Below are 20,512 nucleotides of genomic sequence, written 5' to 3' on the forward strand. Positions count from 1 at the left end.
TTCACACCTCGGCCAGATATTCGGATTGGCTGATCCGGTACCGAAGGATCACCAGACCAGAGCCGCCGTTTCCGGCAGCAAAGTTGGTGGCACCGCTCGCCCCCCCGCCGCCGCCGCCGCCACCGGAATTGATCATTCCATGCCCGGCCGCACCAGAGACGCCGCCATGGCCCCCGCCGTCCTGGCCGCTGCCTGCATACCCCCCCGAAAAGACCGGCCCACCTCCGCCGCCGCCGCCGCCACATAAGGACAGGCTTGCACCTGCGATATGCGTTGTCAGGCCGTGACCACCGTTGCCCATAGGGGCGGCCGGGGTGCTGGTCGAGGTACCGTCTACGCCTGCGCTGCCAAACCCGCCGCCACCTGCTGACACCCCAAGTGACGCGGCCGCGCTGCCGGTCACAGAGCCACCGTTCCGGCCCTGTGGCAACGCCCCTGTCCCGCCGATCCCAGAGGGGGGGCCTGCGGAATAGACGCCGCCGCCACCATTTGCGCCACTTGCGCCGGCCAGGGTTCCCACGGCGCCGTTGCTGCCACCGCCGCCGCCGCCACTTGCCGTCAGCGAAAAGGCCGAGCTTGCTGACCCGTTTGTCCCGCGCAGGCCCACTGTGCCCGACCCGGCACCACCTGCGCCGATAATGACCGGATAGGTGCCGGACGGCAGATGCAGCGGGCTTGCAAGGTTGTTATCCGTCTCGCCCTGCACAAATTTCCAAGCCCCGCCAGCGCCGCCGCCGCCCCCAAGCCGGAACCCGCCGCCCCCGCCACCGCCAATGATGACGCATTCAACGGCTCCGGCCGCAACGACAGTCAGCACGCCAGAGGCCTCGAACCGATGCACCCGGTAAAAGCGCCCCCCTTCGGTGATGACTGTGGTCATGCCGCCCGTCGCCAGCATGGCCTGCCGCCGCCTGTGTCTTGTTGCAAGGACGGCGTAACCGCGCCCAAACCCCAGCATCAGCCGACCACCAGCGCATGAATCCCCGTTGCTGTCGTTCCCGTCGCCATGACACGGCGGACTGCAACCGGCAAAAGCGTCTGGTCTTCCACAAGAAGGTCTCGGGTCTCGCCCCGGCGGGTCACCACGCGCAGCGCGCCTCCTGCCTCGATGAACAGGGACATGGCCAGTTCGTCAAAATCGGTCAAATCGTTGGGGGCCACAGGGATAATGTCAGTCGCGGGTCCAGATATTGATGCCGCGCGTGTCGCTAAAGGGTCTTTCATGGAACTCTCCGTGTCTCAGGTTGGGGCCGCATCCAAGGCGACGACACACGCAGATTACAGATGATCCCTTAAACGCGGCTCTCCAATGCGTGCGATCGATTTACCCCTTGGTATCATCTTGGCAGTCATTCTCGCAGGGGTTTGGATGGGGGCATAAGCGGCCAGTCGCCGCGCAAGGTCTGTTCAGGGTGCTGCCCTCGTGCACGGCGTGTGTATCAATGGAGCGGTGCGGGAAAGGTGGATCGCGCTGGGGCCATAGGGTGGTAAAAGCGGTGGGGGGGCTTCCCAGATGTGCATATAGAGGCCTATGAGGCGTCTGTGATCGGATGGCGTCCCGCATGTGAAATTTGATTAATTCATTGGAAATAAGAGATTCTTGGAATTGGATTTCACCCAAGCAGCGCCAACACCCCCCAAACAATAAGAGAGGTCACAGTCGCAACGCCAACCCAGCCGAAGAAACCTAGCTTGGTGCCCGCGTCATGCAGTTCGTATGCGGCTGTTTGCACTTTGGTTTGCTTCGCGCGGCGCGTGATCTTTTCGCTCACATGAAGCCCCGAGCCGGGAATACCTGCGCTAACTGTTGTCCCGCTTGTTCCAACGGTTACACCCGCGCCGCGTGGTCCAACCCTTGCACTTACGCCGGTTTTTGTGAGGTTTAGCCGCACCCCGGGTGCGATTTTCATTGTCCTTCTGAAACGGAATGCCATTACAATCCCCGATTTTTAATGACGAAAAGGTAGCACATTTTGCTGAGAGAAAAACTGTCTTTCGCCCTCGACCCTGAGATGAAGGCGTCCCCGGGCTTGTCACGCACGAACACCGCGATCATTACTCTTATCTGTATTTCGGTTTTGTTCGGGGTGTTTGAGACTGAGCATACTGTTACAGACCTGTTCGCACCCGTGTTTGCAGTCGCGCATGTCTTTTTCTTTGTTTTGTTCAGTTTTGAGTATCTGGGGCGGATTTATGCGGCCCCGGTTAATCCCCGCTACCCATCCTGTGCAAGCTATGCCGCTACCTTCGCCTCACTGTTGGATTTATTGGTTCTGGTATCCTTCTTGCTTCCTTTGTTTGGTCTGGAAGCGGCGCTCTTGCGCATGTTCCGCGCAGTCCGGCTGATGCGCCTTGCGCGGCTGGGGCGCTATTCCCTTGCCCTCCAGATGATCGGCGCGGCCATTTCGCAGCGTCGATATGAGTTGGGGGTAAGCATGGTGGCCGCTGTCGCTCTTATGCTGCTGTCTTCAAGCGCCTTGTATCTCGCAGAGCGTCATGCCCAGCCTGAGGCGTTCGGGTCCATCCCTAGGGCAATGTGGTGGTCAATCGCCACGCTCACGACTGTAGGCTATGGCGACACTGTCCCTGTCACGGTCTTGGGTCGCGTCGCAGCGGCTTTTACTGCGCTAACAGGTATTGGCTTAATCGCGCTTCCGACAGGAATATTGGCAGGGGCTTTCAGCGATGCCTTGCGCAACATTCGGGCGACTCGGGATTAGGCCTTATGCGAACCACGGAGAACTAGGACGCAAGAAAATAGCGCCAAACAATTTGCGCCTAGAGGGGTCCAAAGCGGGTCTCGCAGAAATATACCTCTCCTCAAGATTATGAATTTGAAGGGTTTTATTGACTGAAAGCAGTCTGGCGGAGAGAGAGGGATTCGAACCCTCGAGACGGTTCCCCGCCTACACACTTTCCAGGCGTGCGCCTTCGACCACTCGGCCACCTCTCCGTCAGGGGTCTCTTAGCGTGGAGTGGCCACCGCTTGCAAGGCCAGAGTTGCAGCTTTATGCGTAAGGCAGCGCGGCATGTCGATTGACATCTTTATAGAGCAAATACCGGAACGGCTCTGGCCCGCCTGCGTAGCAGGCCTGTGGGCAAAAGGCGCGCAGCCACATGAAATCACCTGCTTCGACCTCGACCCAGTGTTGGTTCAGGTGATACACACCTTTCCCTTGCAGAACATACAGCCCGTGTTCCATCACATGCGTCTCGTCAAAGGGAATGACGGCGCCGGGTTGCAGTGTCACAACTGTGACATGCATGTCATGGCGCATATCTGCGGGGTCCATGAAGCGGGTGGTGGCCCATGCCCCGTTTGTATCCGGCATCGGGGCAGGGGGGATGTCATTTTCATTGGTGAAAAACGCATCGGGGGCGTCCAGCCCTGCGACGCTCTGGTAGCGCTTTCTGATCCAGTGGAAAACGCCGCCTGTGTCGCCCTGTGCACGAATGCGCCACTGGGCACCCGCAGGCAGGTAGCAAAACCCGCCTTGCGTCAGGTGATGGTCCTGCCCGTCAAGCTGGACTGAGACCGCACCTTCGACGACAAACACCGCGCCTTCGGCATTCGGGTCGGTTTCGGGCCGCTCGCTTCCGCCGCCCGGTGCCAGCTCGACAATATATTGCGAGAAGGTCTCGGAAAACCCGCTCATGGGCCGTGCGAGAACCCAGAAACGCGCGCCATCCCAGAAAGGGAGCGCGCTGGTCACGATGTCGGACAACACGCCGCGCGGGATGATGGCGAAGGCGTCCGTGAACATCGCCCGCCCCGTGATCAGTTGTGACTGCGGGGGCAGGCCGCCTTTGGGCACATAATAGGGTTGCGGTGCAGATGCGCGTGGCGTCATGGGGGCCTCTCTGGCAGGGTTTGCGCTGACGCTAGCAAATGCGCTGTCGCAGGGCCAGCACCCAAAGCCAAGAGAGACCTTCCTTAAATTCCATGAAGTCCGCGAGGGGGGGGCGAATCAAGCGCCCTTAATCCTCGGGGGTCAGCCTGAGCAGCGATGCATTCTCGCCATCTGACAGCACATAGATGAATCCATCTTCTGGGCCGACAGCCACATCACGGATGCGCATGTCTTCGCCATCCAGCAATCTGGCAACTTCGCTTAGCCCGTCACCCTCTTGGGCCCAAAGCCCCAGATACCTGTGATACAGATTGCCGATCAGCACATGGCCCTGCCAGTCTGCGAAAGCATCCCCGTCATAAAACACCATGCCCGAGGGTGGATTGTGATTGTCGCGCCCCGCGGGCCATGCATGGATAGGCGAGATGAAGCCGTCACCGTCACGGTGGGGTTCGGCGAATTGTTCGCCGCCGCTATATGTCACCCCTTCAGAGGCAAGCGGCCAGCCGAAATTACCGCCGCGCTCGACAATATTTACCTCATCGCCGCCCGCTTCGCCATGCTCGGCCAGCCAGACCGCGCCTGTGTCGGGGTGAATCGTCATGGCCTGAATGTTGCGGTGGCCATAGGACCAGATCGCACCTGCCGCGCCGTCTTCATCGACAAAGGGGTTATCGTCGGGAATTTCACCCTCCAGCGTCAGGCGGATGACCGCGCCATTCTCGCTGCTCAGGTCTTGCGAGATATGCGCGGGCGAGAAATCCTTGCTGCCCCTGTCCCCGAAACCGGCATAAAGATACCCGTCCTGAAACACGATCCGAGAGCCGAAATGCGCGCCGCTGTCGATACCGGGCTGAACCACATGCAACACTTCCAGACCTGTCAGCGCCTGTGCGTCACGGTCCAGTTGCGCGCGGCCCACATGCGTGGTTGTGCCACCGTCCACACCGGCAACCCATGTCATATAAACCCAGCCATCCTGTTCAAAATCGGGGCCGACAGCGACATCCAGAAGGCCGCCTTGGCCACTGGCTACCACCTCTGGCGCGCCAGAGACGGGCACAACCCCATCATCGGCATTCCACAACACAACCTCGCCGCCGCGCAGGGTGACGATGAGATCGTTGTGATCGGGCAGAAAGGCCATGCCCCAAGGGCGGTCCAGCTCTTGCGCCAGAATGTCGATGGCATAGCCGTTTTCCGCTTGGGCAGGCAATGCCAGACCGGCAGCGGCCAGCGAGAGTAAAGCAGTCGTTGTCAAACGCATAAAAAACCTCCAGAGCAGTCGTGTATTCCAAGAACTGTGCTTGCTCGTGGAAAACTCAACTCACGAATGCAAAAGGGGTTCCATATGCAAGCTTGACTCTGCAGGGGTTCGGGCATATGCGAAGCGCAATTCGCCGGAGGTTTAATCTTCCGGTCCTTTGCTGCGGCAAGGATCGCCACCCACCAGCGCGTTGCGCCCGTGGGTGCCATACTGGTTTGAGGCTCTGTTTTCAGGGTAAGGAGTGACGCTTATGTTCGAGAACCTCTCTGAGCGCCTGTCCGGGGTCTTTGACCGGCTGACGAAGCAGGGTGCGCTCTCGGAAGATGACGTGCGCGCAGCACTGCGCGAAGTGCGCGTGGCGCTTCTGGAAGCGGACGTTTCGCTGGATGTGGCGCGCGAATTCGTCAAGCGTGTGCAAAAGAAAGCCACAGGCGCAAGCGTCACCAAGTCGATCACACCGGGCCAGCAGGTCGTCAAGATCGTGCATGATGAACTGATCGCCACGCTGGAAGGCGAAGGTGATCCGGGCGCGCTGAAAATTGACAACCCGCCTGCATCCTTGCTGATGGTCGGGCTTCAGGGGTCGGGCAAGACAACCACCACTGCGAAACTGGCGCGCCGCCTGACCGAACGCGAAGGCAAGCGCGTGCTGATGGCCTCGCTTGACACGAACCGCCCCGCAGCGATGGAACAGTTGGCCATTCTGGGCGCGCAGATCGGGGTTGATACCCTGCCCATCGTTCTGGGCCAGAACGCAGTCCAGATCGCCAAGCGCGCAAAGCAGCAAGCCACTCTGGGCGGCTATGACGTCTATCTGCTGGATACAGCGGGCCGGTTGCATATTGACGAGGCCCTGATGGCCGAGGTGCAGGCCGTGCGCGACGCGGTCAGCCCGCGCGAGACATTGCTGGTCGTTGATGGCCTGACAGGGCAGGATGCGGTCAATGTCGCGGCCGAGTTTGATGGCAAGGTTGGCGTGACCGGCGTTGTGCTGACGCGGATGGATGGCGACGGGCGCGGTGGCGCCGCGCTGTCGATGCGCGCAGTCACCGGAAAACCCATCCGCTTTGTGGGCTTGGGCGAAAAAACCGATGCGCTGGAAGTGTTCGACCCCAAGCGCGTTGCGGGCCGCATTTTGGGCATGGGCGACATTGTGGCGCTTGTGGAAAAAGCGCAGGAAGTGCTGGAGGTCGAACAGGCCGAGCGCATGATGAAGCGCTTTCAAAAGGGCATGTTCAACCTGAACGACCTGAAACTGCAGCTTGAACAGATGCTGAAAATGGGCGGCATGCAGGGCGTCATGGGGATGATGCCGGGCATGGGCAAAATGTCCAAACAGGCCGAGGCAGCGGGCTTTGACGATTCCATGCTGCGCCGCCAGATCGCGCTGGTCAATTCCATGACCAAGAAAGAACGCGCCAACCCCGCAATCCTGCAAGCCAGCCGCAAGAAACGTATTGCCGCAGGCGCGGGGCTGGATGTGTCCGACCTGAACAAATTGCTCAAACAGCACCGCCAGATGGCCGACATGATGAAAACCATGGGCAAGAAAGGCATGCTGAAACAGGCGATGGCAGGCATGATGGGCAAGGGCAAAGGGGCCGATGCCATGCCAGACCCCGCCCAGATGGACCCGAAGCTGATGCAACAGGCCGCGCGGCAACTGGGCGGCATGCCCGGAATGGGCGGAATGGGCAGTGGTGGCCTGCCCGGCGGCCTGTCAGGGATGTTCAAGAAAAAATGACGATTTTTTGCGCAACACAGTCAGGCCCGCATCTGGCGGCCATAGGGGGCGTCCCGCATGAGTGAGCATTCCCAACGTGCCGCAGACCTGCTGGCCGACCACCGCGACAGTATCGACCGTCTGGACGCGATCCTTGTCTATACTTTGGGCGAGCGGTTCAAGCATACGCAGGCCGTGGGCCGCCTGAAAGCGCAACACGATCTTCCCCCCTCGGACCCGACGCGCGAAGAGCGCCAGATCGAGCGGCTGGAATGGTTGGCCAAAGAGGCCGATCTCGACCCGGAATTCGCCAAGAAGTTCCTGAATTTCATCATCTCGGAAGTGATCCGTCACCACGAGAGGTTGCAACGCTAACACACTGAAATCGCGCAGGGAAACCCCTTTGCGCAATACGCCATCTAAAGGAGAATATGACATGGCAGTTAAGATTCGTCTGGCCCGTGGTGGAGCCAAGAAACGCCCGCATTACTCGATCGTTGTTGCAGATTCGCGCATGCCACGCGATGGCCGCTTTCTGGAAAAGCTGGGCACCTATAACCCGCTTCTGGCCAAAGACAGCGAAGACCGCGTGAAACTGGACATGGAGCGTGTGCAGCACTGGCTGGATCAGGGCGCACAGCCCACAGACCGTATCCTGCGCTTCCTTGAAGCTGCTGGTGCGCGCGGCGCGACCACACGCGCCAACATGAAGAAAGCCGAGCCGGGCAAGAAAGCCAAGGCGCGTGCTGCCGAGAAGGCCGCAAAAGCCGAAGCAGCCACGGCTGAATAAGCCGGTGAAAGGGGGGCTGTCTGCCCCCCTCTTGCCCGTTCCGGGCAATTCACCCCCCGAGAGTATTTGGCGCAAGAAAATGACCACATGACTAAATCGCGCATCTGTGTCGGAGCGATTGCCGGTGCCTATGGGGTGCGCGGCGAAGTGCGGCTGAAAAGCTTTTGTGCCGATCCCGGCGCGATTGCGGATTATGGCCCGCTTTGGTCTGAAGATGGTGCGCGCGAGTTCAAACTGACCTTGGGCGCGCAAGTGGCGCAAGGGTTCTCCGCGCGCATTGGCGGGGTGAACACGCGCGAGCAGGCCGATGCCTTGCGCGGGGTGCGCCTGTTTGCAGAGCGCGACAAACTGCCCGCCTTGCCCGATGACGAATATTACCATGCCGATCTGATCGGGCTGGAGGTGTTCGACACAGGTGGCGTGTCGATGGGGCGCGTGAAGGCGGTGCTTAACCATGGCGCCTCGGATTTGCTGGAACTGGTGGTGCCGGGGCGCAAGGGGGCGGTCTTGTTGCCCTTCACGCAAGCCATTGTGCCGACGGTTGATCTGGCCTCGCGGCGCATCATTGCCGATCCGCCCGAAGGGCTGATCGAGTGAGCGCGCGCCCCCGTCGCGCAGCGGGCCGACTGGCCATTACCCCGTCTTTGACCCCGCGTGATCTGGACAGGCGCGGCACGCCTGCGGCCGCATGGCAGGCGCGACTCATCACCCTGTTTCCCGAAGCCTTCCCCGGTGTGCTGGGCCTGTCGCTGACAGGGCGCGCGCTGGCAGAAGGGCGCTGGGGGTTGGAGGCGATTGACCTGCGCCCCTTTGGCATGGGCAAGCATCGCAATGTCGATGACACACCCGCTGGCGGCGGGGCCGGCATGGTGCTGCGCGCAGATGTTCTGGGCCGTGCGATCGAGACAGCCATGCGCGGTGTGCCGCAAGATCGGGGGGAATGGCCGCTTGTGTGCCTGAGCCCGCGCGGGCGGCCCTTTGCGCAGGACACAGCGCGCCGCTGGGCGGGCGCGCGCGGCGTCACCATGATCTGCGGGCGGTTTGAAGGTGTGGACCAGCGCGTGATCGACCATTACGGGATCGAGGAAGTCTCGCTTGGGGATTTCGTCATGACGGGCGGCGAGATTGCCGCGCAGGCCATGATTGATGCAACTGTGCGGCTGCTGCCCGAGGTGCTGGGCAATGCGGCATCTGTCGAGGAAGAAAGCTTCTCGGACGGGTTGCTGGAGCATCCGCAATATACCCGCCCCGCCGAATGGGCAGGGCGCGAGATACCGCCGGTTCTGATGTCGGGCAATCATGGCGCGGTTGCGCGCTGGCGGCAGGAACAGGCCGAAGCCCTGACCCGCGCGCGCCGCCCCGACCTGTGGGCCGCATGGCAGGCGCGCAAGGGCTAAGTGCCTAGCTGTTGTCGCGGGTGATGCGTGCGCCAAGATCGCGCATCAGGGTTTCAAAGCTGGGGAAAGATGTGGCGATTGGGCCTGCGTCATCAACCTTGATCGGTTTTTGAGCCACCAGCCCCAAGCACAGAAAGCTCATGGCGATTCGGTGGTCGAGATGGGTTTGCACTGTCGCCCCCCCCGGCACGCCATCCGACCCCATGCCATGCACGGTCAGGCTGTCTTCGGTTTCGCTGATGCGCACACCGCAGGCTTCCAGCCCGCGCGCCATCGCATCGATCCGGTCGGATTCCTTGACGCGCAATTCCTTGATGCCGCGCATGACAGTGACGCCTTCGGCAGTGGCAGCAAGAGCGGCAAGCACAGGGTATTCGTCGATCATGCTGGCGGCGCGTTCGGGTGGCACCTCGATCCCCCTGAGGGGGGAGAAGCGCACGCGCAGATCGGCCACAGGCTCGCCGCCTTCTTCGCGCGGGTTCTCCAGCACCAGATCTGCGCCCATTTCCTGCAATGTTGTGAAAATGCCATTTCTGGTGGGGTTCTGGCTCACTCCGGGCACCAGAATATCGGAATTTTGAACCATCAATGCAGCACATACCGGGAAAGCGGCCGAGGAAGGGTCGCGCGGCACGGCCACATTCTGGCCTTCCAGCTCGGGCTGGCCGTTCAGGGTGATGACGCGCCCTTCATCGGTATCTTCAACCGTGATCACAGCCCCGAAGCCGCGCAGCATGCGTTCGGTATGGTCGCGGGTCGGTTCCTGTTCGATCACCACCGTCTGGCCGGGGGCATTCAGCCCTGCCAGCAAAACCGCGGATTTCACCTGCGCTGATGGCATCGGCACGCGGTAGCGCACAGGCACGGGCTGCGCCGCGCCGATAAGTGTCAGGGGCAGGCGTCCGCCACGGCGGGTATGGGACTGTGCGCCAAACAGCGCCAGCGGGTCGGTGACGCGGCCCATGGGGCGCTTGTTCAGGCTGGCATCGCCGGTGAATGTGGCGGTGATATCGGTGGTGGCCATGGCACCCATGATCAGCCGCACGCCCGTGCCGGAATTGCCGCAATCAATCACCTGCTCGGGTTCGGAAAAGCCGCCCACGCCCACGCCATGCACCGACCAGTCGCCGGGGCCATGCTGCGTGACTTCTGCGCCAAAGGCCTGCATCGCCTTGGCCGTGTCCAGAACATCCTGCCCTTCCAGCAGGCCGGTGATCGAGGTTTTGCCAATGGACAAGGCCCCGAGGATCAGCGCGCGGTGCGAGATGGATTTGTCGCCGGGCACCTCGGCCACGCCGGAAAGCGGGCCGGATTTGCGGGCAGTCATGGAAAATGCGGGGCCATGGCCGGACATAGAAGCGCCTCTCGAACAGGTTAATTCTGCGCAGGCAATAGCGCAACCCGCACGGGGCGTCCATGGGGCGGTTGCGTGGTGGTGTCAGTCGTCTTGCAATGCGGCGCTGACTTCGGCGACCAGCGCTTCAAGTTCGGCGCGCATGGCGGGGCTGCGCACCCCCTCGATCGCGCCAAGCCCCTGACCCAGCGTTTCGGCATAGGCGACACGGTTGGCAATCTGGCTGGTCGCAAGATTGGCGCTAAGGGCTTGTGCGGCTTCCATCACCTCGGCCCCCAGCCGTGTGCCTGCGCGGGTACGGTTCAGCACGACCAGCACCTCGCGCCCTTCGCGGCGTGTCAGGTCAAGCACCCCGTCGGTGGCCCATAGGTCGACATGGCTGGAGGCCACAGGCACCAGCACCAGATCGGCCACACGCAGGGCAGGGCGCAGGTCGGAATCGGCTTTGGGCGGGGTGTCGATAATGACATAGTCTGCCATGTCGCGCAGTTTGCCCACCTCATAACCCACACCCCATGCGGATGCCGTGGAAAACTCCATATTCTCGGCGCGGCCAGCGTCGTTGCGGGTCATGAACCAGCGCCCGAGCGAGCCTTGCGGGTCGGTATCCAGAAACGCGATTGTGTGACCGGCACGCGCCAGCATCACGCCCAGATTGACCGCAAGCGTTGTCTTGCCGCTGCCACCCTTTTGTTGCGCGATTGTAATTACCTTACCCTTGGCCATGATCCGCACCCCTCGCCCTGATCGCCCCAGCTTATGCTGCGGTGCAGCATATGCGAGTTTTCCACAGGATGCACGCGCAAATTTCAGGCGCGTTCATCCTTGGGCGATCCCATGACCACCATGGTTGTGATCCGGTCCAGAAAGGGGAAAGCGCCCATATATTCAGTGTGAAACTGCTTGTAAGCGGCCAGATCGCGCGCCTCGACGCGCAGCAGGTATTCGACAGTGCCGGTAATGTTGTGGCATTCGCGCACTTGCGGAGAGGCGCGCATCAGGCGCTCGAACTCTGCCTGTGCGGCTTTGGTGTGTTTTGACAGGCCCACTGTGACATAGGCAATAAAGCCTATTCCGGTTTGGGTTGGGTCAATCACGGCGCGGTAGCCGGTGATGACGCGCTGGCGCTCCAATTCCTGAACGCGGCGCAGGCAGGCAGAGGGGGACAGGCCCACACGGTCTGCCAGTTCAATATTCGGGATGCGCCCATCTTGTGAGAGAATGCGCAATATCGCTTCTGATTTTCTGTCAAGATCACTCATTTATTGCAGAAATAGCATTTCTTGCGCAGCTTTTGCAATGTATCGGCAGCATTCTGGCGCTAAAACACTGCCAACATAAAGGGCGTGCCGATGACTTTGGACCTGTTTCTGGCCTTGATTGCATTTGCGTTTGTCACCTCGGTTACACCGGGGCCGAATAATGTGATGCTGCTGGCCTCTGGCGTGAATTTCGGGTTCCGGCGCACAGTGCCGCATATGGCGGGTGTCGCCATCGGGCATGCGGTGATGGTGTTTCTGGTGGGTGTCGGGCTGATGGGAATTTTCATTGGCTATCCGCCTGCGCAGATGGTGCTGAAACTTGTGTCTGCGGTCTATATGCTGTGGCTGGCGTGGAAAATCGCCCATGCGGCCCCGCCGGCTGGCGCGCAGCGGGCAGGAAACCCGCTCAGTTTTTTGCAGGCGGCGGCGTTTCAATGGGTGAATCCGAAGGCATGGATCATCTCGCTGGGGGCGGTGGCGCTCTATGCGCCGGGGCAGGAATGGATCGCGGTGGCATGGGTCGCGTTCGGGTTCCTGTGTGTCGGGTGGACGACCACGATCATCTGGACAGTGCTGGGCTTGGGGGTGCGGCGGTTCTTGCAAAATCCGGTTGCGCTGCGGGTGTTCAATTACACTATGGCTGCGCTGCTGGTGGCGTCACTGGTGCCCGTGTTGTTCCAGAACTAAGTGCTGCAGGGCGGGCAGGGCGCGTATCTTGGCGGCACGCGGCTGGAAACCTTGTTTTTACGGCGGATATTCGCACAAATGCCCAAAATTTCAGCGAATATAGCCTGACACCTTTACATTCCCCAAGCTTCCGCCTTTGATGATCCCAAGTCAGGGAGCGATTGAGCAGATGACAGAAGCTTTCTTTAACGAGATGTATGACCGCGATGGACTTCGCATGCCTTACCAGATGCTGGAAGGCTGGTATCAGAACATGCCCGCCGAATTCCGCGCGCTGAAACAGGCCGAGGCAGAGGGGCTTTTCCGCCGCTATGGCATTACCTTCGCCGTCTATGGCGAAGGGGGTGACCCTGACCGGCTGATCCCCTTCGATATGTTCCCCCGTGTCTTCGGGGCCAATGAATGGCGCAGGCTGGAACGGGGTATCAAGCAGCGCGCGCGCGCGCTGAATGCGTTTTTGTCCGATGTCTATGATCGGGGTGAGATTATTCGCGCGGGCCGCATTCCGGCGGATCTGGTCTACCAAAACGAGGCCTATGAGATTGCCGTCGCAGGGTTCCGCCCGCCTTTGGGCGTGTTCAGCCATATTGTGGGCATTGATCTGGTGCGCACGGGCGCAGACCAGTTCTATGTGCTGGAAGACAATTGCCGCACCCCTTCGGGCGTGTCCTACATGCTGGAGAACCGCGAGGTGATGATGCGGATGTTCCCGCATCTGTTTCAGGAAAACCGCGTGGCTCCGGTTGATGGCTATGCGCGGCTGCTCAAGCGCACGCTGGCCTCTGTCGCGCCCGCGAAATGCGAGCGTGACCCCTGCGTGGTGCTGCTGACGCCCGGCCATTACAATTCGGCCTATTACGAGCACAGCTTTCTGGCCGACCTGATGGGGATCGAGCTGGTCGAGGGGCAGGATTTGTTTGTCGAGGGCGATTTCTGCTGGATGCGCACCACAGAAGGGCCGAAAAAAGTGGATGTCATCTATCGCCGGATTGATGACGCCTATCTTGACCCGCTGTGTTTCCGCCCCGATTCCACCCTTGGGGTGCCGGGGCTGATGAATGTCTACCGCTCTGGCGGGGTGACCATCTGTTCGGCCCCCGGTGCGGGTGTGGCAGATGACAAGGCGATCTATACCTATGTGCCCGAGATGATCCGCTTCTATCTGGGCGAAGCACCGATTCTGGAAAACGTGCCGACATGGCAATGCGCCAAGGCGGATGACCTGAAATATGTGCAGGAACATCTGGCCGAACTGGTGGTCAAGGAAGTGCATGGATCGGGCGGCTATGGCATGCTTGTGGGGCCAAAAGCCGATAAGGCCACGATCGAGGCTTTTGCCGCCAAACTTGCCGCGAACCCGTCAAACTATATCGCCCAGCCCACGCTTGCGCTGTCCACCTGCCCGACATTTGTTGAGGAAGGCATCGCCCCGCGCCATGTCGATCTGCGGCCCTATTGTCTGGTCGGGCGCGATGTGGAACTGGTGCCGGGCGGGCTGACGCGCGTGGCGCTGACAGATGGATCACTGGTTGTGAATTCCAGTCAGGGCGGGGGTGTGAAAGATACATGGGTCATCGCGGAGGAATGAAATGCTAAGCCGCACAGCCGCCAACCTGTTCTGGATGGCCCGATATCTGGAACGCTCTGAAACCACGGCCCGTCTGTTGGATCTGGGCTTTCGCAACGCACTTCTGCCCAATGCGGGCGGGGGGTTCCGCAATGAATGGGGCGCGATACTGCAAAGCAAGGGCACCTTGCAGCAATTCACCGATAAATACGGCGATCTGGTGCAGCGCAATGCCGAGAGCTTCTTGTTTTTCGATCTTGAAAACCCCTCGTCTGTTGCAAGTTGCATCACCGCTGCGCGCGAGAATGCGCGCATTGTGCGCACGGCCCTGACCTCTCAGGTCTGGGATGCGATCAATACCAGCTTTCAGGAATTGAAGGCCCTGACCCGGCGCGAGCGGTCCTCGCTGGAAGTGCCGGAACTGACTGACTGGACCTTGCGCACCGCCGCCCTGATCCGTGGCGCGATTGAAACCACGCAATTGCGCAATGATGGCTATCGCTTCATGAATCTGGGCTATGCGGTGGAACGTGCGGACAATACGGCGCGCCTGCTGGATGTGAAATATTATGTGCTGCTGCCCTCGGTCGCCTATATCGGATCGGGGCTGGACAATTACCAATGGACAACGCTGCTGCGCGCCTTGTCGGCGCATCGGGCCTATAACTGGGCCTATGGCGGGGAATTGAGTGCCGCGCAGATTGCGCATTTCCTGATCCTGAACCCTAAATTCCCGCGCTCGCTTCTGTCCTGCTGTCTGGAAGTGAATGAACACCTGGACCATCTGGGGCGCATCTATGGCCGCTCCAGCCCCGCGCAGGAAGCCGCGCGCACATTGTTGGGCGAATTGGCCGAAGCGCGGATCGAAGATGTGTTCGATGAAGGGCTGCACGAATTCCTGACGCGCATGATTTCCGAGAATGCGGGCCTTGGTCAGTGCATCAATGACCAATATCTGACCGGAGAAGCGCGATGATCCTGACTGTCTTTCACAAGACCCGCTATGATTTCGCCTCTCCCGTGGGGGGGATATTGCAAAGTCACCGCCTGACGCCGGCCAAATGCGACGGGCAGAAGGTGATTGATTGGAAGGTCGAGGTGCCGGGCGCCGTGATGGGGGAATTGTTCCGCGATGGGGCTGGGGATTATATTCAAACCGTCTCGCTTCGGATGCCCGTCACCCATATCGAGGTGACGGTCAGCGGCAAGGTCGAGACGACAGACACCTCTGGCATTCTGCGCGGCCACCGCGAACGCGTGGCCCCGCGCGCCTATATGCGCCACACCATGCGCACCGAGGCGAACCGCGCGATCCGCGATCTGGTCGATGACGCGCTGCGGGGCAAGGAAGATGCGCCGGAACTGGACCGCGCGCATCTGCTGGCCGCCGCCGTGGCCGAGGCTTTGCCCTACCGCCCCGGTGCAACCCACGCCCATACCACCGCCGCCGAGGCAATGACCGAAGGCGCGGGCGTGTGTCAGGACCATACGCAAGTGCTGATTGCCTGCGCGCATATCGCCAATATGCCCGCGCGCTATGTGTCCGGCTATCTGAACGCAACCGATGACGGCTCTCCGCATGAAGCCAGCCATGCTTGGGCTGAAATCTTTGTCGCGGGTCTGGGCTGGGTCGGGTTCGATGCGTCTAACAAATGCTGCCCGAACGAGCATTACATCCGCCTTGGCTCTGGCCTTGATGCAGAGGATGCAGCACCCATCCGCGGGTTGGTGCTGGGCGGGGCCGAGGAAACGCTGGATGTAACCGTCCTGATCGAGGCGCAGCAACAGTGACAGCGCTTGCACCTGCGCAGCGACAGCGCTACGACTTCACGGCTGATCTTTTCAGGGAAACCAAACGATGACCTATTGTGTCGGACTTCTGCTGAATGCGGGGCTCGTCTTGCTGTCCGACACCCGCACGAATGCGGGACTGGACAATATTTCAACCTATCGCAAGATGTTCACCTTCGAGGAACCGGGCGAGCGTGTCATCGTCATGATGACAGCCGGAAACCTGTCTGTAACGCAAACGACCATTGCGCGCCTGACCGAAGACATCAACAATGCTGACGCCACGCATGACACCTCGATCATGAAGGCCGAGAATATGCTTGATGTCGCCACAATGGTGGGCGAGATGCTCTCGCGCGTGACAGCAGAAACAAAAATGCGCATGGACCGCATGAACCAAAGCGCCAGCGCCTCCATGATCGTGGCAGGCCAGCGCAAGGGCGGGCGGATGCGCCTGTTCCTGATCTATCCAGAGGGCAATTTCATCGAGGCGACAGATGACACGCCCTATCTGCAAATCGGCGAGCATAAATACGGCAAGCCCATTCTGGACCGCGTTATAAGCGCCGATACCCCACTGGAAGATGCGCGCAAGGCTGTGTTGCTATCGATGGATTCAACGCTGCGCTCTAACCTCAGTGTCGGGATGCCGCTGGATATGGCCGTGATCGAAGCCGATGCGCTGCGGATCACCGAACAGCGCCGGATCGAAGCCAATGACGAGCAATTCGCCGCCATGTCTGCGGCATGGTCACAAGCGCTGCGCGACGCCTTCACTCAGATCAAGTGATCATCTGCGGGGGGGCTGGACAGTTCCTGCGCCAAAAACCGCTCGAACGCATCCAGATTGATGGCCTCGAACTGCCCGAAGGCTTGCATCCAGATACTGGCTTCGCGCAGGGCATCGGGTTCCAGTTTGCACCATTTCACGCGCCCGCGTTTTTCCTGACTTATCAGCCCCGCAGTCGCAAGGATACCCAAGTGCTTGGAAATCGCGGCAAGCGACATCTCGAACGGGTGGGCCACATCGGTTACGGCCATGTCATCTTCCAGCAACATGGCCAGAATGGCGCGCCGTGTGGGGTCGGCAAGCGCCATGAAAATCTGGTCAAGATTGGGGGCGGAATTCATCTCCATTCCCGTCTTCTGGGGGGCTGGTTGCAAAAGGTCAACTGTTTGGTTGAATATGCTCTGCGCATCAGAAGTGGCACGCGGCAGCTTGCCCTGACTCTGCGTATTTACAAAATCTGTTTATTTACAGTTGGTTGCGCGGTGTTCGGGGGTGATTTATCTGACTTGACTCTAACCCCCTGCCTGCCTAGTTATCGCGCAACTTGCAGCCGGAGGTGGCGGGCATGACCAAGCGAGACGAGATGGAGCAGCTCAAAGCGCTCGAAGACCGGATCGCAAAGGCCAAAGCCGCGATCGAGCCGCCGCGCGCTGCGCAAGATCACCATTCGATGGCCCAGATCGGCTGGCGTATGGTGATAGAGCTGGTGTCTGGTTTGGGCATCGGTGCGGCAATGGGATACGGGCTGGATGTGCTGCTTGGCACCTTGCCGATATTTCTGGTGCTGCTGACTTTGTTGGGCTTTGCGGCCGGGATCAAGACGATGATGCGCTCTGCGCGCGAGTTTGAAACCGGAAAAGACACGACGGTGCCGCCGAAAGCGGCTGCGGAACAAGGGGACAAGACCAGTGGCGGGTGAAAATGGTGGCCTTGAAATCAGGCCGATGGACCAGTTTGAAGTCAAGGCGCTGTTTGGTGGCGATGTCAGTTGGTATACACCAACGAATGTGACGCTGTGGATGGCGCTGACTGTGGTTGCGGCCTCTGTGCTGATGATCTACGGCGCACGCGGTCGCGCGCTGGTTCCAAGCCGCGCGCAATCTGCCGCTGAAATGACCTATGGGTTCATCTATAACATGGTGAAAGACGTGGCAGGGCATGACGCTGTGCGCTTCTTCCCGCATGTGTTCACGCTGTTCATGTTCGTGCTGTTTGCGAATCTCTTGGGCCTGATCCCGTTCGCCTTTACCACGACGTCGCATATCGCTGTGACTGCGGTGCTGGCCTTTACGGTGTTCCTGTCGGTCACGGCGCTGGGCTTCATTCTGAACGGCACCAAGTTTCTGGGCCTGTTCTGGGTCAGTTCCGCGCCCTTGGCCCTGCGCCCTGTCTTGGCGCTGATCGAGCTGATCTCTTACTTCGCACGCCCCATCAGTCATTCCATTCGTCTTGCCGGTGCCATGATGGCGGGGCATGCGGTGGCGAAAGTGTTCGCAGGTTTTGCGGGCGCGCTGGGGGCTGCGTTCTTCGTGCCGGTTCTGGCTGTTACCGCGCTCTATGCTTTGGAGCTGCTGGTCGCTGTGATCCAGGCTTACGTCTTTACCATTCTGACCTGTGTGTACCTGAAGGACGCACTGCATCCCTCGCACTGACGGGTGTTTCCGGTCGAATATCAACTCTAGCCAATTCCAACCTCAAGGAGAAATGACATGGAAGGCGATATCGCAGAAATGGGCAAATACATCGGTGTTGGTCTGACTGCCATTGGTATGGGCGGCGCAGCCATCGGTGTGGGCAACATTGCTGGCAACTTCCTGTCGGGTGCCCTGCGCAACCCGTCGGCTGCCGCAGGCCAGACAGCCATGCTGTTCATCGGCATCGCATTCGCAGAAGCGCTGGGGATCTTCTCGTTCCTCGTCGCTCTGCTGCTGATGTTCGCTGTCTAAGCGCTTCCCGAATATCCTTATGCCCGGGGGGGCCGATTGGCCCCTTCGGTGAATTCAGGGCTTAGGGGGACGACATGGCAGAGACTGCCGCTTCGGGGCCAGGTATGCCCCAACTTGATGTAACCACGTTCTCGAACCAGATTTTCTGGCTTATCGTGACGCTTGTGGTTTTGTACTACATAATGTCGCGCGTGGCTTTGCCGCGTGTTGCAGCAGTTCTGGCCGATCGCCGTGGGACAATCACCAGCGATATTGCCGCGGCTGAAGAATTCAAGCTGAAAGCACAGCAAGCCGAAGAAGCCTATAACAAGGCTTTGACAGATGCGCGTGCCGAAGCAGGCCGGATTGTTGACGCCGCCAAGGCTGAAATGCAGGCAGAACTTGATGTTCAGCTTGCTAAGGCCGATGCAGAGATTGCCGCAAAATCTGCCGAGTCGGAACGTCGCATCCGCGACATCCGCGACAGTGCCATGGATATGGTGTCGGATGTGTCGAAAGACGTGACATCGGACATCCTGAATGTTTTTGGCGCAAAAGCAGATGGGCGCAGCGTGACGGCGGCAGTGAATGCGCGCTTGAAAGGGGATGCATGATGTTGCGACTTTCCGTTCTTGCAGCACTGATTGCCAGCCCTGCGCTGGCCGCGCCTGCGGGAAAGCCTTTCTTCTCGCTGTATAATACAGACCTGATTGTCCTGATGGCGTTTGTCATCTTTCTTGGTATCCTGATTTACTTCAAGGTGCCTGCGAAAGTGACAGACCTGCTGGACAGCCGCGCAGTCGGTATCCAGTCCGAGTTGGATGAGGCACGCCGCCTGCGCGAAGAAGCGCTGGCACTACATGCCTCGTTCGAGCGTCGCCATGCCGAGGTCAAAGATGATGCCGCGCGCATTGTCGAAAAGGCCAAGGCAGATGCGCAACTCGCAGCAGATCAGGCAAAGGCCGATATCGAGGCTTCGATCGCGCGCCGCCTGAAAAGCGCTGAAGACCAGATCGCCTCAGCCGAGGCCGCCGCAATTCGCGCTGTGCGTGACAAGGCTGTGGCGGTTGCCATCGCGGCGGCGGGCGATGTGCTGGCCAAGCAGATGGATGCAGAGCGTAATGACGCGCTCGTTCAAAAAGCGATCGCCTCTGCGCAAGAGCATTTGCACTAAGCCATCATCGGACAAGATATGTAAATAACCCGGCCCTGTGCCGGGTTTTTTACATGGCGCGCGCATGCTCGAACCGCAGGCGCGCGATTTCTTCATTCTGTTCGCTGCGTTTCAGGTCGCTCATCAACTGTTTCACATAGTCCAGATGCGCTTGCGCTGCGTTGCGCGCGCCAATCGGGTCGCGGTCCTGCAACGCGGTGTTGATGGCGCGGTGCTGGTTCAGCAGTTCGTCGCGCGTGCCGCGCTGGCGAAAGATCATCTGGCGGTTATAAAACACCCCCTGATGCAACAGGTTGAACATGGCGCGCATCATATGCAGCATGATGATGTTATGAGACGCCTCGACAATCGACAGGTGAAATTCCGCATCAAGTCTGGCTTCCTCGCTCGAGTCGCGGATGAGATGGGCGTCTTCCATCTTCTGATAAATGGTGTCGATGACTTTCAAATCCATCTCGGACCCAAGCCGCGCGGCGCGTTCGGCAGACATCCCCTCCAGGTCGCGTCGGAAGCTGATATAGTCGAACAGGGCCGCGTCATGGCCCGCAAACAGGCTGACCAGCGAGTCAGAGAAAGCAGAATCCAGCAGTTCGGCCACATAAATTCCGGCCCCTGCTTTGGTCGTCAGCAACCCGCGCGCCTGCATTTCCGAGACCGCGTCGCGCAGCGACGGGCGCGAGACGCCCATCTTTTCAGCCAGTTCCCGTTCGGATGGCAGCCGCTCACCGGGGCGCAGAATGCCGCGCAAGATCAGCATTTCGATTTGCCGGACGACACTTTGCGACAGTTTTTCGGGTTGGACGCGTTGGAAGGGCATGCTGTTTTGGCCTTGGGTCTGGTACGGGCAAACAGGGCCTGCCCGAATTTTACGCAGATATTGGTAAAAAGATATGACCGCTTCGACCGATACGCAATAAAAAACCGTTCCGGGCCG

26 protein-coding genes, 1 tRNA gene and 1 pseudogene are annotated in these 20,512 nt (G+C 60.1%); 16 read left to right on the forward strand and 12 right to left on the reverse strand.

Going from position 1 to position 20,512, the window contains the following annotated elements; translation table 11 throughout:
* Position 1: 1 nt before the first annotated feature.
* The 4 genes and pseudogenes from BG455_RS11145 to BG455_RS17710 all read right to left on the reverse strand — a co-directional run.
* On the reverse strand, positions 2 to 898 hold the full coding sequence (locus tag BG455_RS11145) for a glycine-rich domain-containing protein (protein ID WP_071470080.1): 897 nt from the start codon (positions 896 to 898) through the stop codon (positions 2 to 4).
* Positions 899 to 957: 59 nt separating this feature from the next.
* The gene (locus tag BG455_RS11150) at positions 958 to 1,224 is read right to left on the reverse strand and encodes a spike base protein, RCAP_Rcc01079 family (RefSeq protein ID WP_071470081.1); all 267 of its coding nucleotides are present in this window, start codon (positions 1,222 to 1,224) and stop codon (positions 958 to 960) included.
* A 389-nt stretch (positions 1,225 to 1,613) separates the two neighbouring features.
* A complete protein-coding gene (locus BG455_RS17600) occupies positions 1,614 to 1,772 on the reverse strand; it encodes a hypothetical protein (protein ID WP_245735533.1) in 159 nt (52 codons plus the stop codon).
* Between the two features lie 12 nt (positions 1,773 to 1,784).
* Positions 1,785 to 1,934 (reverse strand): annotated as a pseudogene (locus BG455_RS17710) (DUF4236 domain-containing protein); the annotation flags it as partial.
* A gap of 96 nt (positions 1,935 to 2,030) precedes the next feature.
* Between BG455_RS17710 and BG455_RS11155 the strand changes: the two are divergent.
* Positions 2,031 to 2,720: an ion transporter gene (locus BG455_RS11155; protein ID WP_211307067.1), complete on the forward strand. Its 690-nt coding sequence runs from the start codon at positions 2,031 to 2,033 to the stop codon at positions 2,718 to 2,720.
* Between the two features lie 143 nt (positions 2,721 to 2,863).
* Here BG455_RS11155 and BG455_RS11160 read toward each other — a convergent pair.
* From BG455_RS11160 to BG455_RS11170, 3 genes are all read right to left on the reverse strand, one after another.
* Positions 2,864 to 2,953: transfer RNA gene (locus BG455_RS11160), tRNA-Ser, on the reverse strand.
* A gap of 55 nt (positions 2,954 to 3,008) precedes the next feature.
* Positions 3,009 to 3,851: a bifunctional allantoicase/(S)-ureidoglycine aminohydrolase gene (locus BG455_RS11165; RefSeq protein WP_071470083.1), complete on the reverse strand. Its 843-nt coding sequence runs from the start codon at positions 3,849 to 3,851 to the stop codon at positions 3,009 to 3,011.
* A 127-nt stretch (positions 3,852 to 3,978) separates the two neighbouring features.
* On the reverse strand, positions 3,979 to 5,118 hold the full coding sequence (locus BG455_RS11170; RefSeq protein WP_071470084.1) for a PQQ-dependent sugar dehydrogenase: 1,140 nt from the start codon (positions 5,116 to 5,118) through the stop codon (positions 3,979 to 3,981).
* A 250-nt stretch (positions 5,119 to 5,368) separates the two neighbouring features.
* On the opposite strand from BG455_RS11170, the gene ffh reads away from it, so the two are divergent.
* The 5 genes from ffh to trmD all read left to right on the forward strand — a co-directional run bounded on the left by ffh (position 5,369) and on the right by trmD (position 9,028).
* Entirely contained in the window at positions 5,369 to 6,862 is a 1,494-nt protein-coding gene (gene ffh / locus BG455_RS11175) for a signal recognition particle protein (protein WP_071470085.1), read from the forward strand.
* A 57-nt stretch (positions 6,863 to 6,919) separates the two neighbouring features.
* On the forward strand, positions 6,920 to 7,216 hold the full coding sequence (locus tag BG455_RS11180; protein ID WP_071470086.1) for a chorismate mutase: 297 nt from the start codon (positions 6,920 to 6,922) through the stop codon (positions 7,214 to 7,216).
* A gap of 61 nt (positions 7,217 to 7,277) precedes the next feature.
* Entirely contained in the window at positions 7,278 to 7,631 is a 354-nt protein-coding gene (gene rpsP / locus BG455_RS11185) for a 30S ribosomal protein S16 (protein WP_071470087.1), read from the forward strand.
* An 87-nt stretch (positions 7,632 to 7,718) separates the two neighbouring features.
* Positions 7,719 to 8,228, forward strand: coding sequence for a ribosome maturation factor RimM (rimM, locus tag BG455_RS11190; RefSeq protein WP_071470088.1), 510 nt, complete (start codon positions 7,719 to 7,721; stop codon positions 8,226 to 8,228).
* Positions 8,225 to 9,028, forward strand: coding sequence for a tRNA (guanosine(37)-N1)-methyltransferase TrmD (trmD, locus tag BG455_RS11195; RefSeq protein ID WP_071470089.1), 804 nt, complete (start codon positions 8,225 to 8,227; stop codon positions 9,026 to 9,028). The genes rimM and trmD overlap by 4 nt, the downstream gene beginning before the upstream one ends.
* Positions 9,029 to 9,032: 4 nt before the next feature.
* On the opposite strand, the gene aroA is transcribed toward trmD, so the two are convergent.
* From aroA to BG455_RS11210, 3 genes are all read right to left on the reverse strand, one after another.
* A complete protein-coding gene (gene aroA / locus BG455_RS11200) occupies positions 9,033 to 10,382 on the reverse strand; it encodes a 3-phosphoshikimate 1-carboxyvinyltransferase (protein ID WP_071470090.1) in 1,350 nt (449 codons plus the stop codon).
* Positions 10,383 to 10,466: 84 nt separating this feature from the next.
* Positions 10,467 to 11,108, reverse strand: a complete 642-nt coding sequence (parA, locus tag BG455_RS11205) for a ParA family partition ATPase (RefSeq protein WP_071470091.1) — start codon at positions 11,106 to 11,108, stop codon at positions 10,467 to 10,469.
* Positions 11,109 to 11,191: 83 nt separating this feature from the next.
* On the reverse strand, positions 11,192 to 11,644 hold the full coding sequence (locus BG455_RS11210; protein WP_071470092.1) for an Lrp/AsnC family transcriptional regulator: 453 nt from the start codon (positions 11,642 to 11,644) through the stop codon (positions 11,192 to 11,194).
* 90 nt (positions 11,645 to 11,734) lie between these two features.
* On the opposite strand from BG455_RS11210, the gene BG455_RS11215 reads away from it, so the two are divergent.
* The 5 genes from BG455_RS11215 (at position 11,735) to BG455_RS11235 (ending at position 16,479) form a co-directional block, all read left to right on the forward strand.
* Entirely contained in the window at positions 11,735 to 12,331 is a 597-nt protein-coding gene (locus tag BG455_RS11215) for a LysE family translocator (protein WP_071470093.1), read from the forward strand.
* Positions 12,332 to 12,500: 169 nt separating this feature from the next.
* A complete protein-coding gene (locus tag BG455_RS11220; RefSeq protein ID WP_071470094.1) occupies positions 12,501 to 13,919 on the forward strand; it encodes a circularly permuted type 2 ATP-grasp protein in 1,419 nt (472 codons plus the stop codon).
* A 1-nt stretch (position 13,920) separates the two neighbouring features.
* Positions 13,921 to 14,874, forward strand: a complete 954-nt coding sequence (locus BG455_RS11225; RefSeq protein WP_071470095.1) for an alpha-E domain-containing protein — start codon at positions 13,921 to 13,923, stop codon at positions 14,872 to 14,874.
* The gene (locus BG455_RS11230; protein WP_071470096.1) at positions 14,871 to 15,689 is read left to right on the forward strand and encodes a transglutaminase family protein; all 819 of its coding nucleotides are present in this window, start codon (positions 14,871 to 14,873) and stop codon (positions 15,687 to 15,689) included. Before BG455_RS11225 ends, BG455_RS11230 begins: the two co-directional genes overlap by 4 nt.
* A 67-nt stretch (positions 15,690 to 15,756) precedes the next feature.
* Positions 15,757 to 16,479, forward strand: a complete 723-nt coding sequence (locus BG455_RS11235; protein ID WP_071470097.1) for a proteasome-type protease — start codon at positions 15,757 to 15,759, stop codon at positions 16,477 to 16,479.
* Here BG455_RS11235 and BG455_RS11240 read toward each other — a convergent pair.
* Positions 16,467 to 16,820: an ArsR/SmtB family transcription factor gene (locus tag BG455_RS11240; protein ID WP_425438745.1), complete on the reverse strand. Its 354-nt coding sequence runs from the start codon at positions 16,818 to 16,820 to the stop codon at positions 16,467 to 16,469. The genes BG455_RS11235 and BG455_RS11240 overlap by 13 nt on opposite strands.
* Positions 16,821 to 17,044: 224 nt before the next feature.
* Between BG455_RS11240 and BG455_RS11245 the strand changes: the two genes are divergently transcribed.
* The 5 genes from BG455_RS11245 (at position 17,045) to BG455_RS11265 (ending at position 19,578) form a co-directional block, all read left to right on the forward strand.
* Positions 17,045 to 17,398, forward strand: a complete 354-nt coding sequence (locus BG455_RS11245; RefSeq protein WP_071470099.1) for an AtpZ/AtpI family protein — start codon at positions 17,045 to 17,047, stop codon at positions 17,396 to 17,398.
* A 25-nt stretch (positions 17,399 to 17,423) separates the two neighbouring features.
* Positions 17,424 to 18,131 carry a F0F1 ATP synthase subunit A gene (locus tag BG455_RS11250; protein WP_084386306.1) on the forward strand — a complete coding sequence of 236 codons (708 nt, stop codon included), beginning with the start codon at positions 17,424 to 17,426 and terminating at the stop codon, positions 18,129 to 18,131.
* Between the two features lie 57 nt (positions 18,132 to 18,188).
* Positions 18,189 to 18,425, forward strand: a complete 237-nt coding sequence (locus tag BG455_RS11255) for a F0F1 ATP synthase subunit C (protein ID WP_071470100.1) — start codon at positions 18,189 to 18,191, stop codon at positions 18,423 to 18,425.
* Between the two features lie 74 nt (positions 18,426 to 18,499).
* On the forward strand, positions 18,500 to 19,018 hold the full coding sequence (locus BG455_RS11260) for a F0F1 ATP synthase subunit B' (protein WP_071470101.1): 519 nt from the start codon (positions 18,500 to 18,502) through the stop codon (positions 19,016 to 19,018).
* Positions 19,018 to 19,578: a F0F1 ATP synthase subunit B family protein gene (locus BG455_RS11265; protein WP_425438743.1), complete on the forward strand. Its 561-nt coding sequence runs from the start codon at positions 19,018 to 19,020 to the stop codon at positions 19,576 to 19,578. Before BG455_RS11260 ends, BG455_RS11265 begins: the two co-directional genes overlap by 1 nt.
* A gap of 49 nt (positions 19,579 to 19,627) precedes the next feature.
* On the opposite strand, the gene BG455_RS11270 is transcribed toward BG455_RS11265, so the two are convergent.
* Positions 19,628 to 20,395 (reverse strand): FadR/GntR family transcriptional regulator, encoded by a 768-nt coding sequence (locus BG455_RS11270; protein ID WP_071470103.1) that lies wholly within the window; start codon positions 20,393 to 20,395, stop codon positions 19,628 to 19,630.
* Between the last annotated feature and the right edge of the window lie 117 nt (positions 20,396 to 20,512).

The organism is Roseinatronobacter thiooxidans (genome assembly GCF_001870675.1).
Lineage (GTDB): Bacteria > Pseudomonadota > Alphaproteobacteria > Rhodobacterales > Rhodobacteraceae > Roseinatronobacter > Roseinatronobacter thiooxidans.